The following is a 16,388-nucleotide window of genomic DNA, read 5'->3' as shown; positions in this document are numbered from 1 at the left end:
TTGCTGCTCCTGTATTGCGCCTCAGCGCGGCGTGGTTAAACCCAACCGCTCACCACGATAGCTACCGTTGAGAATCGCCTGCCACCACTGTGGGTTTGCCAAATACCACTGCACGGTTTTGCGAATGCCACTTTCGAAGGTTTCCTGCGGCATCCAGCCTAATTCACGCGCAATTTTGCTGGCATCAATGGCGTAACGCAGATCGTGACCGGGACGATCGGTGACAAAAGTGATCAGATCTCGATAGCGCGTCAGATGCGTGGCGCGCTGCTGCGGTGCCAGTTCGTCCAGCAGATCGCACAGGGTTTCCACCACCTCAATATTACGGCGTTCGTTGTGACCACCAATATTATAGGTTTCACCCACTTTGCCGCTGCTCACCACACTGTAGAGTGCTCGCGCATGATCCTCCACATACAGCCAATCGCGAATCTGGCTGCCGTTGCCATACACCGGCAAAGGCTTACCCGCCAACGCATTGATGATAGTCAGTGGAATCAATTTTTCAGGAAAGTGATAAGGGCCATAATTGTTCGAACAGTTGGTGACGATGATCGGCAAGCCGTAAGTGCGTAACCAAGCGCGAACCAAATGATCGCTGCTGGCTTTCGTCGCTGAATAAGGGCTGCTGGGCGCATACGGCGTGGTTTCGGTAAAGAAATCATCGCTGCCATGCAAATCGCCAAACACTTCGTCAGTGGAAATGTGATGGAAGATAAAGCCTTTTTTACGCTCATCCGCCATACCATTCCAGTAATGGCGTGCGGCTTCCAGTAACTGATAGGTGCCCACGATATTGGTTTCGATGAAGGCAATCGGGCCATCAATCGAGCGATCCACATGGCTTTCTGCGGCCAGATGCATAATGCAATCCGGTTGATATTGGGCCATGACACGATCCAGTTCGGCTCGGTCGCAAATATCCACCTGCTCAAAGGCATAGCGCGCATCATTCTGTATTGAAGCCAGAGAGGCTAAATTGCCTGCGTAGCTGAGTTTATCCACCACCACCACCTGATGGTCGGTTTGCTCAATCAGAAATCGCACCAGTGCGGACCCAATAAAGCCTGCGCCACCTGTCACCAGGAACTGTTTCATCGCCAGACACCTTTGGTATCGATAATCCACTGCTGCGTGATCTCGCTGGCATCGATAGCGCGGAACTGCGCGTGATCAACCAGCATCACGATGATATCTGCTTGCTGCAATGCATCCTGGGTGGAAACCAGAGCCGCTTCATGGGCCAGTCGCGCAGGAATGTCTGCCACATGCGGTTCTACCACCAGCGTGCTGCCGCTGTGCCACTCGGCAATCAGGTGCGCCACTGTCATTGCCGGGCTCTCGCGCAAATCATCAATGTTCGGTTTAAACGCCAGGCCGAAGCAGGCAATCGTCACCTCAGAAGCACGTTTGCCGCTGGCAGTCAGGCAATCCGCCAACTGCTGTTTGACCTGATCTAACACCCACGTCGGTTTCGCATCATTCACTTCACGCGCGGTACGAATCAGACGCGCCAGTTCCGGATTTTGCGCCACGATAAACCAGGGATCGACAGCGATACAGTGGCCACCAACACCTGGTCCGGGCTGCAGAATGTTGACGCGTGGATGGCGGTTCGCCAGCGCAATCAACTCCCACACGTTGATCTTCTGTTCCGCACAAATCAGCGATAGCTCATTGGCAAACGCAATATTCACATCGCGGAAGCTGTTCTCCGTGAGTTTGCACATCTCGGCAGTACGCGCGTTGGTTTCCACACATTCGCCGCGCAGGAAGATGCGATACAGTTCGCTGGCCCGTGCTGAGCACGCAGGCGTCATGCCGCCAATCACACGGTCATTTTCCAGCAGCTCTACCATCACTTTGCCGGGCAGCACGCGCTCCGGGCAGTAAGCGATAAACACGTCACAGTTATCACCGTGCTGCGGGAAACGCAGGTCAGGACGTGCCTCCGCCAGCCAGGCGGCCATCTGTTCGGTCGCGCCAACCGGTGAGGTCGATTCGAGGATCACCAAATCACCCGTTTTCAGCACCGGTGCAATCGACAACGCGGCTGCCTGTACATAGCTCAGGTCCGGCTGATGATCGCCGATAAACGGCGTAGGTACGGCGATTAAGAAGGCATCCGCAGCTTCGGCTTGCGTGGTAGCTCGCAGAAAACCTGCCTGCACGGCTTCACGCACCACGTCACCTAACTCCGGCTCGACAATGTGAATGTCGCCGCGATTAATGGTCTCGACCGCGCGGACATTGATATCCACGCCGATCACTTTTTTTCCCTTTGAGGCAAAAACGGCCGCCGTTGGCAGCCCAATGTAGCCCAGTCCGATAACGGAAATGGTTTCAAAACGCATAATTATACTCTGTGTTGTTTCAGTGCCTGCAGGATGCGCGAGCAGGCTTGTCCATCGCCATACGGATTGTGCGCGCGACTCATCCTCTGCCAGGCTTCCTCGTCCTGCAGCAGCAGGCTGACTTCTTCGACAATCCGGTTGATATCGGTACCGACCAGTTTTACTGTGCCCGCATCCACCGCTTCCGGACGCTCAGTCGTATCACGCATGACCAGAACAGGTTTGCCCAACGATGGCGCTTCTTCCTGAATACCACCGGAATCGGTGAGGATCAGCCAGGAACGGTTCATCAGCCAGACAAAAGGTAGATACTCCTGTGGCTCAATCAAAATGATATTGTCGATACCACTCAGGATACGATTTACCGGCTCGCTGACGTTGGGATTGAGGTGCACCGGATAGACGATTTGCGCCTGCGGATGCTGACGTGCAATCTGCGCCAGCGCGCTGCAAATGCGTTCAAAACCGCCGCCAAAGCTTTCACGACGATGGCCGGTGACCAGAATCAGTTTTTTATCCGCATCAAGGAACGGATAACGTGCTGCAAGACGTGCATTCAGATCGCCATCATCCAGCACCCGATCGCGCACCCATAGCAGCGCATCAATCACCGTATTGCCGGTAACAACGATACAGTCATCCGGCAAATTTTCACGCAGCAGATTCTGCCGCGAACTCTCGGTTGGGGTGAAATGGTAGCTCGCCAGATGACCGGTTAAGGTGCGGTTAGCCTCTTCCGGCCAGGGCGACATCAGGTTGCCGGTGCGCAATCCTGCTTCGACGTGCCCCACCGGAATCTGATGATAAAAAGCGGCTAAGCTAGCAGCAAAAGTGGTGGTGGTATCACCGTGCACCAGCACCACATCGGGCTGAAAATCGGCGAGCACCGTTTTCATCCCCTGCAAAATGCGGCTGGTGATCTCCGTCAGCCCCTGTTCCGGGCGCATGATATTGAGATCGTAATCGGGCTGCAGCTTGAACAGCCGCAGCACCTGATCGAGCATTTCACGATGCTGCGCGGTCACGCACAAGCGCGATTCAAACGCCGGGTCCTGCGCCAGTGCCTGCACCAGCGGGGCCATTTTTATCGCCTCAGGACGCGTGCCAAATACGGTCAGAACTTTCACGTGGCTTCTCTTAATGGCTCGTTGGTGACGTCGGACGAGGACGGCGCACCAGCGCCACACCTGCACCCACCAGCGCGCCAATGACGCCCCACATGATCATCATAAACATTCGGCGCGGACTGTCGCGCGACACCGGCTCTTCAGGCGTGCGCAGATAGCGGTAAGTCTGGAAGGGCTTATCCAACTGCGCGCCTGCCTGCAACGTGCCCAGCATCGCTCTGTTCTGATCATAGCTCAAATCGTAAGCGGGCCCGCTGGCTTGCAATGTATCGAGCTGAGCCTGCAGCATTTGCTGCCCGAGCAGGAAGCGATCGCTGTCAGGCAGCGCTTCGCCAATAGCCGGTGCACGGTTTTCTTTGATGCCCTGCTGACTAGCGACCTTTAAGGCCTGTTCAATACGTTGACGCTGGCGATCAAACACCGCCTGTGCCACTTCCTGCTGGCGATGAACCTGTGCCTGCAGCTGCGCGCTGCGCGCCTGCCATGCACCCTTCAACTCCGCATTCAAATGGCGCGCCGCGCGTTCGCTGGCATAGGCGATATATTGACGCAGCAGGTTATTTGCATCGCCGGCGGTTTCAGCAATCAGCTTAATGTTATCCAGCGTGTTATGCGCCGTATCCGCAGGCGTGAACTGAATATTAGTAATCAAATCATCCAGCAGCGCGGCATCGTTGTGCGCGTTGCCACTTTTGCGACTTTTGAAGTAATCGGTCTGCTGCCAGAAATCACGGCGCGTGTCCCAGGAGGCCAACTGCATAGTGAACTCCTGATAGACCTCATCCATCACCGTTGGGGCGGGCGTGTTGAGATTGAGCGTGTTGTTACGCACATCGAGATTATTGAGGAATTGCTGCTGCACGAAGAAGTCACCCAGCATGTTAACCGTTGGACGATCGGTAACGGCGGTAGTGCTCCAGGCTTGTTTCATCAGCATCGAGGCGAGCCATGCCAATAAGGCAAACAGCAGCGCAAAGCCGATGATCCAGCGCTTGCCGCGCCACAGCGTGCAGCCAAGGCCGCGCACATCCAGTTCGTTCTCCACAACGACAGAGGTCATAACAAAAGTCCTTATCGGGGTACTAATCGGGGTAATTTATTTTTTATCTTCGCCACTGCTTTGCCAGCGGCGTTTAATACGACGGATTTTGCGCGCCACACGCCAGGCATGTTTAAGGCAATAGCCGTAAAGGAAAAAGGCCATCAGGAACAGCACCAGCATCACCCACTCGGGGATGAAGGCAAGGTATTCGCCCAGCACACCAATACCGGCCAACAGCGCTGCAGCCACGGTAATCAGCACAAAGGCCTGACGCGAAGTGAAACCGGCACGCATGATCAAATGGTGAATGTGCTGGCGGTCAGCTGAAAACGGACTCATCCCCTTACGCAGGCGGCGATACATAATTGCCACCATGTCCATCAGCGGAATGGCGATCAGCCACAGTGCCGTGACCGGCGTAATCGGATGGCTCAAACCCTGGGTGGTTTCCAGCAGGATCCAGATAATGGTGAAGCCAATCATGGTGCTGCCTGCATCGCCCATAAACACTTTATAGCGGCGGCCAATCAGACCCAGATTGAGCAAAATATAGGGGATGGTGGCGGCGATCATGGCGAAACACCACATCGCAAGACTGGTTTGCCCGTCGAAAAAGAGGATGATGCCCATGGCGGCAAAGGTCACACTGGCCAGCCCACCCAGTAAGCCATCAATGCCATCCACCATGTTAAAGGCGTTAATGGCCGCCCAAACGGCGAACAGTGTAAGTACATAGCCAAATGGTCCAACAACCAATTCCACCGGACCAATGATAAATCCGAGGCTCAGCAGATACAGTTTTGAGCCGACCATCATCACGATGGCCACCGCCGCTTGTACTAATGCGCGGATTTTAACGCTGATATCGAACCGATCGTCCAGTGCACCCACCAGCACCAGCACCCCTGCGCAACTTAAATAGAGTGCCGCATGGGGTAAATAATAATCTGAAATAGAGAAAGCAAAGCAAATCCCCGCATAAACGGAGATCCCACCCACTAACGGAATGGCGCCATGGTGTCGTTTTCTTGAATTAGGTGTGTCTACCAGCCCAATTTTTTTAGCGGCTTTACGGGCAAAAAATAGGAACACTAAAGTAAACAGAAAAACAAAACCAAGCTCAGTACTCATAGTGAGTAAATTCACGTTAACGCTCTCAGCTAAAATCATCGACAACAATAAGCAAGATTCTTGCCATTGCCGTATATCCTTAGTCCGAATTCTGCTTCAGATTAGACTGTCTGCTGAAAAAAGCAGCGCCCATCTGGCACAATCATTATATTGCTTCCTGACTGGGCTAATCCTAATGCCCATAAATGAAAAACGCCACGTTAAGACGTGGCGTTAGCAATAAATCCTGGCAAATTGTGCGAAAGAATCGCTTCGCTTAGCGATTCAATATCGCCAACTTACGAACGCTTCATCATATCGAAGAATTCGTCGTTGGTTTTGGTCATCGCCAGCTTATTGATGAGGAACTCCATCGCATCAATTTCACCCATTGGATGGATGATTTTGCGCAGGATCCACATTTTCTGCAGCTCTTCCTGCGTGGTGAGGAGTTCTTCTTTACGGGTACCGGAGCGGTTGTAATCAATCGCCGGGAAGACACGTTTTTCAGCAATTTTACGCGACAGGTGCAGTTCCATGTTACCTGTACCTTTAAATTCTTCGTAAATCACTTCGTCCATCTTCGAACCGGTATCAACCAGCGCAGTCGCGATGATGGTCAGGCTGCCGCCCTCTTCCACGTTACGTGCTGCACCGAAGAAACGCTTCGGACGATGCAGGGCGTTGGCGTCCACACCACCGGTCAATACTTTACCGGAAGCCGGTACCACGGTGTTGTAAGCACGCGCCAGACGGGTGATGGAGTCAAGCAGGATAATAACGTCTTTCTTGTGCTCGACCAGGCGCTTAGCCTTCTCGATCACCATCTCAGCGACCTGAACGTGGCGTGAAGCCGGTTCGTCGAAGGTGGATGCGATGACTTCGCCTTTCACCAGACGCTGCATCTCGGTCACTTCTTCCGGACGCTCGTCAATCAGCAGCACCATCAGCACGCAATCCGGATAGTTGTACGCAATGCTCTGTGCGATGTTCTGCAGCAGCATGGTTTTACCGGCTTTCGGTGGTGCCACGATCAGACCACGCTGACCGCGACCGATCGGCGATGCCAGATCCAGTACGCGAGCGGTCAAATCTTCGGTTGAGCCATTACCGCGCTCCATACGCAGACGATTGTTTGCGTGCAGTGGCGTGAGGTTTTCGAACAGAATCTTATTACGCGCGTTTTCCGGCTTGTCGTAGTTAACTTCGTTAACTTTCAACAGCGCAAAGTAACGTTCACCCTCTTTTGGCGGGCGAATTTTACCAGAAATGGTGTCACCAGTGCGGAGGTTGAAGCGGCGGATTTGGCTGGGAGAAACGTAGATATCATCGGGACCGGCGAGGTAGGAGCTGTCTCCAGAGCGGAGGAAACCAAATCCGTCCTGCAATATCTCCAGCACACCATCACCAAAGATGTCTTCGCCACTTTTCGCATGCTGTTTAAGGATAGAGAAAATAATATCCTGTTTACGCATACGTGCCTGGTTTTCCAGACCCATATTTTCGCCGAGGGTAATCAGCTCAGAAACCGGCGTGTTCTTTAATTCGGTAAGATTCATAGTGAGGGTTCTTAAACTCGGGGTAATTCTCGAAATGATTGTCGTGGGTGGTATGGCAAAAATTCCATGCCGTTAATGGCTCTTTTTCAACTCTGCTCGACGATTATCGTCTGATGTGGCGATAGGAAACGAAGAGATGGTCGAAAGGTGATGCCGAATGTGCTAGTCATCAGATTGCCAAACCACGATAACGTTCAATGCGAGCAGGGTCTGACAAGGGAAAACTTTAGATGCAAACTACAAGGTAAGTGCGTAATGCAGTGAGGTCAACTTAACACGCCTGAAGGGAGACGTCCAGCAGTGGCGAAAAAATTCACCACTGCGGAACAACACCGCGCCGGGCTTAGGCCAGGTTAGCGTTCAGGAACTCTTTCAGCTGGCCTTTAGACAAGGCGCCTACTTTGGTCGCAGCCACTTCACCGTTCTTGAACAGCAGCAGTGTCGGGATACCACGAATGCCATATTTAGGCGCAGTGCCCGGGTTGTCATCAATGTTCAACTTGGCGATGGTAAGCTTACCGTCGTACTCTTCTGCGACTTCGTCGAGAATTGGGGCGATCATTTTGCAAGGACCACACCATTCAGCCCAGAAATCTACCAGAGTGACACCGTCGGCTTTCAGCACGTCAGTGTCGAAACTGTCATCGGTCAAGTGAACGATTTTATCGCTGCTCATGTTTAACTCCAAAGATTGTGCCTGGCGAATTGGCGTAAAATATACCAACGTAGGTTGACTTTATTTCATCGGATACGCTTTCGTAAAGCGCTAGTAAGCTGATATTCTACCACACTATGAGCAAAACACACTTAACTGAACAGAAGTTTTCCGACTTCGCCCTGCACCCACAGGTGGTTGAAGCCCTTGATACCAAAGGCTTTTCTAACTGCACGCCTATTCAGGCGTTGGCACTGCCTTTTGCGCTTTCAGGGCGTGATGTTGCGGGTCAGGCGCAAACCGGTACCGGCAAAACGATGGCGTTCCTGACGTCAACGTTTCATCATCTTCTTTCTCATCCAGCCGCTGAAGGCCGCCAGATTAATCAGCCACGTGCGCTGATCATGGCCCCGACGCGTGAACTTGCTGTGCAGATCCATGCCGATGCAGAGCCACTGTCGAAAGTCACGGGTCTGAAACTGGGTCTGGCTTATGGCGGTGACGGCTACGACAAACAGCTGAAAGTGTTGGCCGATGGCGTCGATATCCTGGTGGGCACCACCGGTCGCCTCATCGACTATGCGAAACAAAATCACATCAACCTCGGCGCCATTCAGGTCGTGGTTCTGGATGAAGCCGATCGCATGTTCGATCTTGGCTTTATTAAAGATATCCGTTGGTTGTTCCGCCGCATGCCGCCGGCCACCCAGCGTCTGAGCATGTTGTTCTCGGCGACCCTCTCTTACCGCGTACGTGAACTGGCGTTCGAACATATGAACAACGCTGAATACGTGGAAGTGGAACCGGAGCAGAAAACCGGCCACCGCATCAAAGAAGAACTTTTCTACCCTTCGAATGAAGAGAAGATGCGTCTGCTGCAAACCTTGATCGAAGAAGAGTGGCCCGACCGCGCCATCATCTTCGCCAACACCAAACACCGCTGTGAAGATATCTGGGGCCATCTGGCCGCGGACGGTCACCGTGTAGGTCTGCTGACGGGCGATGTGGCACAGAAAAAACGTCTGCGTATTCTGGATGACTTCACCAAAGGTGATGTGGATATTCTGGTCGCGACTGACGTTGCGGCGCGAGGTCTGCACATTCCTGCAGTGACCCACGTGTTCAACTACGATCTGCCTGACGACCGTGAAGACTACGTGCATCGCATCGGTCGTACCGGCCGCGCGGGTGCCAGCGGACACTCCATCAGCCTGGCGTGCGAAGAGTACGCACTGAACCTGCCAGCGATTGAAGAGTACATTGGTCACGGTATTCCGGTGAGTAAGTACAGCAGTGAAGCACTGATGAGTGAGCTGCCTCCGCCGAAACGTCTGCAGCGCAGCCGTTCTGGAAACGGCCCACGCCGTGGCGGGAACAACAGCAACCGTCGTAGCGGCGCGCCGCGCAATAACAACCGTAAACGTTCGAGTTAAGCACACCATGCTGAGCGCATCGTCACTTTATGCTGCGATTGATTTAGGCTCTAACAGCTTTCATATGTTGGTGGTGCGCGAAGTGTCCGGCAGTATTCAGACCATTGCGCGTATAAAGCGTAAGGTACGTCTGGCTGCCGGTCTGGACAAAGCCAATCACCTCTCCGCCGAGGCGATGCAGCGTGGCTGGCAATGTCTGAAACTCTTCTCTGAACAGCTGCAAGATATTCCCCCCGAGCAAATCCGCGTAGTCGCCACGGCTACGCTGCGTATTGCTGAAAATGCCCAGGACTTCCTGACTCACGCCGAAGAAATTCTTGGCTGCCCGGTGAATGTCATCAGCGGCGAGGAAGAAGCACGCCTGATTTATCAAGGTGTTGCCCACACTACCGGAGGCTCCGATCAGCGCCTGGTGGTGGATATCGGCGGCGGCAGCACCGAGCTGGTCACCGGCGAGGGTTCGCACGCGACCACGTTGTTTAGTTTGTCGATGGGCTGCGTCACCTGGCTGGAACGCTACTTTGGCGATCGTCACCTGGCGAAAGAGAATTTCGAGCAGGCTGAATTAGCGGCCCGTGACATGATTCGTCCGGTCGCGGCGGCACTGCGCGAAAAAGGCTGGCAGATCTGCGTCGGTGCTTCTGGCACCGTGCAGGCACTGCAGGAAATTATGGTTGCGCAGGGTATGGATGAACGCATCACCCTGAGCAAGCTGCAGCAGCTAAAACAGCGTGCGATTCAGTGCGGCAAGCTGGAAGAGCTGGAAATCGAAGGATTGACACTTGAGCGCGCGCTGGTATTCCCCAGCGGCCTGTCGATTCTAATCGCTATCTTCCATGAACTAAGCATCGACAGCATGACGCTGGCCGGTGGCGCATTGCGTGAGGGGTTGGTGTACGGCATGCTGCATCTACCGATTGACCGCGACATTCGTAGCCGCACGTTGCAAAACGTCCAGCGCCGCTTCTCTATCGATGTGGAGCAGGCAAGCCGCGTGCGTCAGCTGGCTGAAAGCTTTTTCCGCCAGGTGAGCACTGTCTGGAAGCTGGATAACCGATGTCGCGATCTGCTGCTGAGCGCCTGTTCAATTCACGAAATAGGCCTGAGCGTCGATTTCCGCCAGGCACCCCAGCACGCCGCTTACCTGATTCGCCATCTCGATCTTCCTGGTTTTACGCCCGCACAGAAAAAAATGCTCGCCTGCCTGCTGCAGAATCAGAGTGGCAGTATCGATCTCGCTTTACTGACGCAGCAGAACGCTGTGCCACCACGTATGGCGGAACGCTTAAGCCGTTTACTGCGTCTGGCGATTATTTTCTCCAGCCGTCGTCGCGATGACACGCTGCCTGCGGTTCGTTTACAGGCGGATGATGATGCGCTGCACCTGACACTCCCTGCTGGCTGGCTGGATGCACATCCGCTGCGTGCCGAGTTGCTGGAACAAGAGAGTCATTACCAGTCTTATGTGCACTGGTTGCTGACTATCTCTTAATCAAACCTGCTGCGCTTGCTGATGCTGCGTTGAAAAGCTCCCGTCAAATGCTCATTGACGGCATGTGAACTCCGCTTTGCCGGGAGCTTTTCGTCTTGCCTCCGCTACGCTCGCAACGGTTATCGCTACAGGCCTGGCCTGAACGAACGGCGGGGGATTTACCCCTTCTTCGCATTCTCCAGCATCGCACGTAAGCCCGCGACGCGCGTCTGCCCGGTTTTCACCCGCTCCTCGGCGCTGATCACCTTTTTCTCGCGCTCCCACACCACATCATCCTGCGGCAACTCCATCAGGAAGCGGCTCGGTTCCGGACGCACCAGTTCGCCATACTGACGACGTTCACGGCACAGGGTAAAGGTCAGCTCTTTTTGCGCGCGGGTAATGCCCACATAGGCCAGACGGCGTTCCTCTTCGATGTTGTTCTCATCAATGCTGCTCTGATGCGGTAACAACCCCTCTTCCATACCGACCAGATAAACATACGGGAACTCCAACCCTTTGGAGGCGTGCAAGGTCATCAATTGCACCTGATCGCTCTCCTCATCGCTCTCGCCGCGTTCCATCATGTCGCGCAGCGTAAAGCGCGTCACCACCTGCGCCAACGTCATCGGCTCATTGAGTTCGTCACCTTCCAGCATCTCGGTCATCCACTGGAAAAGCGTGTTGACGTTTTTCATGCGCATTTCGGCGGCTTTGGGGCTTGGCGAGGTCTCAAACAACCAGCTTTCATAATCGACACCGCGAATCAGATCGCGTACCGCATTCACCGGTTCGCGTTCCGTCAGCTGGATAATCTCATTCAGCCATTGAGTAAAACGCTGCAGATGCTCCAGTCCGCGCCCGCTCAGCGTCTGTTGCAGCCCCATATCGAAGCTGGCATTGAACAGACTTTTATTGCGCAAGTTGGCCCATTCACCCAGCTTCTGCAGCGTGGCAGGCCCAATCTCACGGCGCGGCGTGTTAACGATACGCAGGAAAGCACTGTCGTCTTCCTGATTGGTCAGTACGCGCAGATAGGCCAGCAAATCTTTGATTTCCGGGCGCGAGAAAAACGAGGTGCCACCAGAGATGCGATAAGGAATACGGTTCTGCATCAGCTGCTTTTCAAAGACGCGTGACTGATGGTTGCCGCGATAGAGAATTGCATAATCTTTATAGGCGGTTTTATTAACGAAGTGATGAGCAATCAACTCACCGGCGACCCTTTCGGCCTCATGATCTTCATTGTTGGCACTCAGCACCTTCAGCTCGCTGCCCTCACCCAGCTCGGAGAACAGGCGCTTCTCAAAAACATGCGGATTATTGGCAATCAGGATGTTAGCTGACTTCAAAATGCGCTGGGTTGAGCGATAGTTCTGCTCCAGTTTCACCACTTCCAGCGTCGGAAAGTCCTCTTTCAGCAACACCAGGTTTTGCGGTCGTGCGCCACGCCAGGAGTAAATTGACTGGTCATCATCACCGACCACGGTGAAACGCGCCCGCGCGCCCACCAGCAGTTTCACCAGCTCATACTGGCTGGTGTTGGTATCCTGATACTCATCAACTAATAAATAGCGAATACGCTGCTGCCAGCGCTCGCGCACTTCCTGATTGCGTTGCAGCAACAGCGTCGGCAGCGCAATCAAATCGTCGAAATCCAGTACGTTGCAGGATTTCAGATGCTGGTCGTACAGCTGATAGCAGTGGGCAAAAATCTGGTCGCGCTGGGATTTGGCCAGGCCAGCCGCACCCTGCGGATCGACCAGATCATTCTTCCAGTTGGAAATGGTGGAGATCAGCTGCTGCAACAGCGTTTTGTCTTCCTCCAGCCACTGTTTAGTGAGGTCTTTCAATAGCGCCAGCTGATCTTGATCGTCGAACAGCGAGAAGCTCGCTTTCATTCCTAACGCTTTGTATTCACGTTTGATGATCTCCAGTCCCAACGTATGGAAGGTGGAGATCATCAGGCCGCGCGCCTCTTTGCGCCCGAGGGTTTGCGCGACACGCTCCTTCATCTCACGCGAGGCTTTATTGGTGAAGGTGACGGCCGCGATATGGCGCGCCTGATAGCCACACTCGCGGATCAGGTGGGCGATTTTATTGGTGATGACGCGGGTCTTACCCGAGCCTGCACCGGCCAGCACCAGGCAGGGACCGGTGACAAATTCGACAGCACGTTGTTGGCCGGGGTTTAAACGCATAACGGAATATCACTCAACTAATGAAAAGGAGATCCCCTGACGATTTCACATGGCAGGAATATGGACAGGTGAGCGACTCCCGGAAACTGACTCAATCAGTCACCGTATCAAGCATACGCAGCCAACGCACCTGCAATTTGAAGTAGGACGGGGATATAATGCGCCGAACATTATACATACATACAGAGACACCAACATGGCGAAAACCGCGGCAGCTTTGCACATCCTCGTCAAGGATGAAGCGCAGGCCAAATCCCTGCTGGCCCAGCTGGAAAAGGGCGCAAACTTCCAGCAGCTGGCAAAAAAACACTCCACCTGTCCATCGGGACGTAACGGCGGCGATCTGGGTGAATTCCGTAAAGGCCAGATGGTGCCCGGCTTTGATAAGGCGGTGTTCTCCTGCCCGCTATTGCAACCTTACGGGCCGGTGAAAACCGCCTTTGGTTATCACATCATCAAAGTGCTGTGGCGCAACTGATCACTTTTTACTTTTCATCTGCTGCAACACGTTGCTGCACTGGTTGGCATCTGTATCACTGGGTGAAATCAGTGCCAGCAGTGCGGCGGCCGGCGCCACCACTGCGCCCAGCGCCACCGCAGCAGCGCCACGTGCGATCAGCGGCCCGGCTTTCACTCCCGCATCCGGATTTTTGAAGGTGCCACGCACATACAGTGGCGATCGCAAGGTGATGATACGAATGCCTTTGCTCTCTGGATTAATGGATAAGTCCAGCCTTTCATTGGCAAAGTTAACGTTGCCGGTGACATTAATCACCGCATTCTCCGTATCCAGCACAAACACTTTCGGCGTGGCGAGACCCTGACGGATATTGAGATCGGTGGCGGCACAGTTGATGCGCACCTCATCATCGCCAAACAGTTTGCCGACCACATAGTTACCGACATTCAGGCCGGCAATTTCCATCAGACTACGGCTGATCAATCCGTCATTCATCAGCAGTTTCAGCTCGCCGTTGCTGGTCCCCAGAATATCCGCCACCGAGTTGCCGGTACCGCTCAGGCTGGCATCGCCGTTTAACTGACCCAGGCTACGCTGCATCGCCGTGACATTCGGGAACAGCTGACGCAGTTGCAGCTTACGCGCATGCAAGTCCGCGCGACCGCGCATCGGGCTTTTATCCCCTTCCAGATGAATGGTGGAGTTGATACTGCCGCCTGCCATGCCGAAGCGCAGCGGATCGAGCAGCAGGTCACCGTTTTTCAACTGCAGATGGGTATAAAGGTCGCTAAGCGGCAGCTTGCTGCTGTGTTCGATGCGTTTTCCGCTGAATTTCACATCCGCATCCATCACGTCCCAGCTTTTGGTATCAAACTTGTCATGTGGCAGCACGCGATCGGCCGGTTGAGTCGAAGCGTCACCACGCTGGGCTTTAGCCTGCTGGGTTTTCTCACTGCCCTTGCCCGAATTTACGCCAATCAGCGGGCCTAAATCCGCCATGCGCAACTGGTTCGAGGTTAATTCTCCGGTCAACGTTGGGCGCGGTTTCACCTGGTGATAAGCCAGCGAGCCGTGAATATCGCTATCGCCAATATGCCCATTGAAGTTTTCGTAACGGAACAGCGGCCCTTTCTCTTCATTGAAGCGCGCGATCAAATGGCCGTCAGTTTCGTACGGCGGCGTATCAGGCAGCAGCACGCCGGTTAAACCGTACAGATTCGCCAGCGTATCGCCAGCAAAGCGCAGACGCACATCCAGCCCGCCGAGATTTAAAGGATCCTGCAACGTCCCGTCAACGCGCACGCGCGTGGTGCCGTTGCGCAAATCAACTTGCAGTGGGAACGGTGTGGTTTTGCTGCGCAACGAGAGCATGCCGCCGATCTTGCCGTCGCCAGTCAGTTTCTGATTGTTGTATGTCCCCTCCGCCTGCCAGCCAAAGACAAAATCGCCCGCGCCTTTCTGCTGGTCGTTACCGCCCGCTACCTGCGTGTAAGGCACCGGTTTGCCCAGTGGATTAAGAGTGACGGTCACATCGGCTTTATTGATGGCATCGCGATAACGAATCTGGCCTTTATCGAACAGGATATTATCGAGGCGGAAAGACCAGGCAGAAGGCGGCGCATTAGCATCGCTGTTCTCGCTGCTGGCTAAGTTGAAGGTCCAGTTATTCTTTTTATCCGCCGTCTGCACCAGCCGCGCATCGGGCTGCTGCATTTTAATCCACGGCAAATAAACCTGTTTATGCAGGAGCGCCAGCGGCGCAAGCGTAGCTTCAACGCGCTGCAAATGCACCATGGTGACATCGGGAATATTCGGCGGATTGCCCAGCATAATGTCATCAGCATGCACCTGCGGCCACGGCACCCAACTGCGCCAACCGGGTTCTTCGCGATTGCGCACCCAGGCAACACCCAGATCACCCCGAATGGCGAAAGGCCGGTTTAACTCAGTGGAGACTTTTTGGTTGATGGTTGGCTTCAGGCGGTTCCAGTCAAACGTGGCGATAATCACCACCACCACCACAACCAACAACAATAAAATCCCGAAAACCCAACTCAGGACTTTTCCCGTACGTGACATTCTGCTTCCTCCTTGCCCTCAACGTCTCACATAACTGTAGTCGAGACGTTGCGAATCGGGATCAGGGAAGCTCGAGCGCCAGGGATTCCAGCGTGCTGAAGGGAACAGGCCGCGAGAAGAAATAGCCTTGTGCCGCCATTGCAGGTGAATTGCGTACCTGCTGCCACTCCTCTTCGGTCTCCACGCCTTCAACAATAACGCCGTTGCAATAGCGATTGATCAACGCCAGTAGCATGGAGAACAGCGAGCGGCCTTCATCGGTAGAGCGCAGCAGCATGAACAGTTCGCGCGACAGTTTAATGTAGTCATAGCGCAGCTCAGTCAGCGCAGAGAAGTTTGCCATGCCGGATCCAAAGTCATCAAGCCACAGCGGGCCCAGTTCAGGCATCTTCGCCACCATCTCTTCCTGCGGCAATGCGTGGTGCTCCGTGAGTTCAAATCGCACCCAGGGGAGTTGCGTAATCAACTGGCGGATATCGTCATGCTGCTCAATGGCTAACAGCGTCGGACCATCAATATTCACCGAGGCCACCAGCTGACGCTGACTGAAAAAGTGTGACCACTGTAATAACAGCTCAAGCTGTTCCTCGACGACATCAAGGCGCTGCGCGATAGTCAGCGCATCAAAATAGGTTTCGGGCGACAACCTTTTCTCTGGTGCGGAGGGGTGTGTCACCGCAGTCAGTAATTCAATAGCCAGTAAACGGCCGGAGACCTGGTAAATCGGCTGGAAAGTATAGAATCGTTGGCACTGCTGCCAGAAGAAACGCGTTTCCTGTTGTTGCTCCAGTTCAATTGAAATAGGCAGCCGATGACTTAAATTGTTCATCACCATGGTTTTTTCCTGGTAGGTGGTGGGTGCCTGCAAATTGTTTCTCAGCGGCAAGTATCGGCGAG

Annotated in this window: 13 protein-coding genes; 3 read left to right on the top strand and 10 right to left on the bottom strand. The window is 54.1% G+C overall.

Features of this window, described 5'->3' with window-relative positions:
• Positions 1 to 21: 21 nt before the first annotated feature.
• From rffG to trxA, 7 genes are all read right to left on the bottom strand, one after another.
• Positions 22 to 1,098: a dTDP-glucose 4,6-dehydratase gene (gene rffG / locus FD737_RS09625; RefSeq protein WP_097118510.1), complete on the bottom strand. Its 1,077-nt coding sequence runs from the start codon at positions 1,096 to 1,098 to the stop codon at positions 22 to 24.
• Complete coding sequence (gene wecC / locus FD737_RS09620; RefSeq protein WP_097118509.1) at positions 1,095 to 2,354, bottom strand: UDP-N-acetyl-D-mannosamine dehydrogenase; 1,260 nt, start codon at positions 2,352 to 2,354, stop codon at positions 1,095 to 1,097. The genes rffG and wecC overlap by 4 nt, the downstream gene beginning before the upstream one ends.
• A gap of 2 nt (positions 2,355 to 2,356) precedes the next feature.
• A complete protein-coding gene (gene wecB / locus FD737_RS09615; RefSeq protein ID WP_034827841.1) occupies positions 2,357 to 3,481 on the bottom strand; it encodes a non-hydrolyzing UDP-N-acetylglucosamine 2-epimerase in 1,125 nt (374 codons plus the stop codon).
• Between the two features lie 10 nt (positions 3,482 to 3,491).
• On the bottom strand, positions 3,492 to 4,541 hold the full coding sequence (wzzE, locus tag FD737_RS09610) for an ECA polysaccharide chain length modulation protein (RefSeq protein WP_160833368.1): 1,050 nt from the start codon (positions 4,539 to 4,541) through the stop codon (positions 3,492 to 3,494).
• Between the two features lie 36 nt (positions 4,542 to 4,577).
• Positions 4,578 to 5,654: a UDP-N-acetylglucosamine--undecaprenyl-phosphate N-acetylglucosaminephosphotransferase gene (gene wecA / locus FD737_RS09605; protein ID WP_097118545.1), complete on the bottom strand. Its 1,077-nt coding sequence runs from the start codon at positions 5,652 to 5,654 to the stop codon at positions 4,578 to 4,580.
• A gap of 278 nt (positions 5,655 to 5,932) precedes the next feature.
• The gene (gene rho / locus FD737_RS09600; protein ID WP_034827837.1) at positions 5,933 to 7,192 is read right to left on the bottom strand and encodes a transcription termination factor Rho; all 1,260 of its coding nucleotides are present in this window, start codon (positions 7,190 to 7,192) and stop codon (positions 5,933 to 5,935) included.
• A gap of 343 nt (positions 7,193 to 7,535) precedes the next feature.
• Positions 7,536 to 7,868, bottom strand: coding sequence for a thioredoxin TrxA (trxA, locus tag FD737_RS09595; RefSeq protein ID WP_003851963.1), 333 nt, complete (start codon positions 7,866 to 7,868; stop codon positions 7,536 to 7,538).
• Between the two features lie 116 nt (positions 7,869 to 7,984).
• On the opposite strand from trxA, the gene rhlB reads away from it, so the two are divergent.
• Positions 7,985 to 9,280: an ATP-dependent RNA helicase RhlB gene (rhlB, locus tag FD737_RS09590; protein ID WP_038643814.1), complete on the top strand. Its 1,296-nt coding sequence runs from the start codon at positions 7,985 to 7,987 to the stop codon at positions 9,278 to 9,280.
• Between the two features lie 7 nt (positions 9,281 to 9,287).
• The gene (gene gppA, locus FD737_RS09585; RefSeq protein ID WP_097118507.1) at positions 9,288 to 10,772 is read left to right on the top strand and encodes a guanosine-5'-triphosphate,3'-diphosphate diphosphatase; all 1,485 of its coding nucleotides are present in this window, start codon (positions 9,288 to 9,290) and stop codon (positions 10,770 to 10,772) included.
• Between the two features lie 158 nt (positions 10,773 to 10,930).
• On the opposite strand, the gene rep is transcribed toward gppA, so the two are convergent.
• The gene (gene rep, locus FD737_RS09580) at positions 10,931 to 12,952 is read right to left on the bottom strand and encodes a DNA helicase Rep (RefSeq protein WP_160833367.1); all 2,022 of its coding nucleotides are present in this window, start codon (positions 12,950 to 12,952) and stop codon (positions 10,931 to 10,933) included.
• A 196-nt stretch (positions 12,953 to 13,148) separates the two neighbouring features.
• On the opposite strand from rep, the gene ppiC reads away from it, so the two are divergent.
• Positions 13,149 to 13,430 carry a peptidylprolyl isomerase PpiC gene (gene ppiC / locus FD737_RS09575; protein ID WP_160833366.1) on the top strand — a complete coding sequence of 94 codons (282 nt, stop codon included), beginning with the start codon at positions 13,149 to 13,151 and terminating at the stop codon, positions 13,428 to 13,430.
• Here the strand turns inward: ppiC and FD737_RS09570 are convergent, their stop codons facing one another.
• Together FD737_RS09570 and pdeH are read right to left on the bottom strand one after the other, a co-directional pair.
• Entirely contained in the window at positions 13,431 to 15,491 is a 2,061-nt protein-coding gene (locus FD737_RS09570; RefSeq protein ID WP_160833365.1) for an AsmA family protein, read from the bottom strand.
• 61 nt (positions 15,492 to 15,552) lie between these two features.
• Positions 15,553 to 16,326, bottom strand: coding sequence for a cyclic-guanylate-specific phosphodiesterase (gene pdeH / locus FD737_RS09565; protein WP_038643818.1), 774 nt, complete (start codon positions 16,324 to 16,326; stop codon positions 15,553 to 15,555).
• Positions 16,327 to 16,388: the final 62 nt, after the last annotated feature.

Source organism: Pantoea sp. Seng, from assembly GCF_009829935.1.
GTDB lineage: Bacteria > Pseudomonadota > Gammaproteobacteria > Enterobacterales > Enterobacteriaceae > Pantoea > Pantoea communis.
Note: the sequence above shows the minus strand (reverse complement) of the source record. Positions and strands in the feature narration are given on the sequence as shown.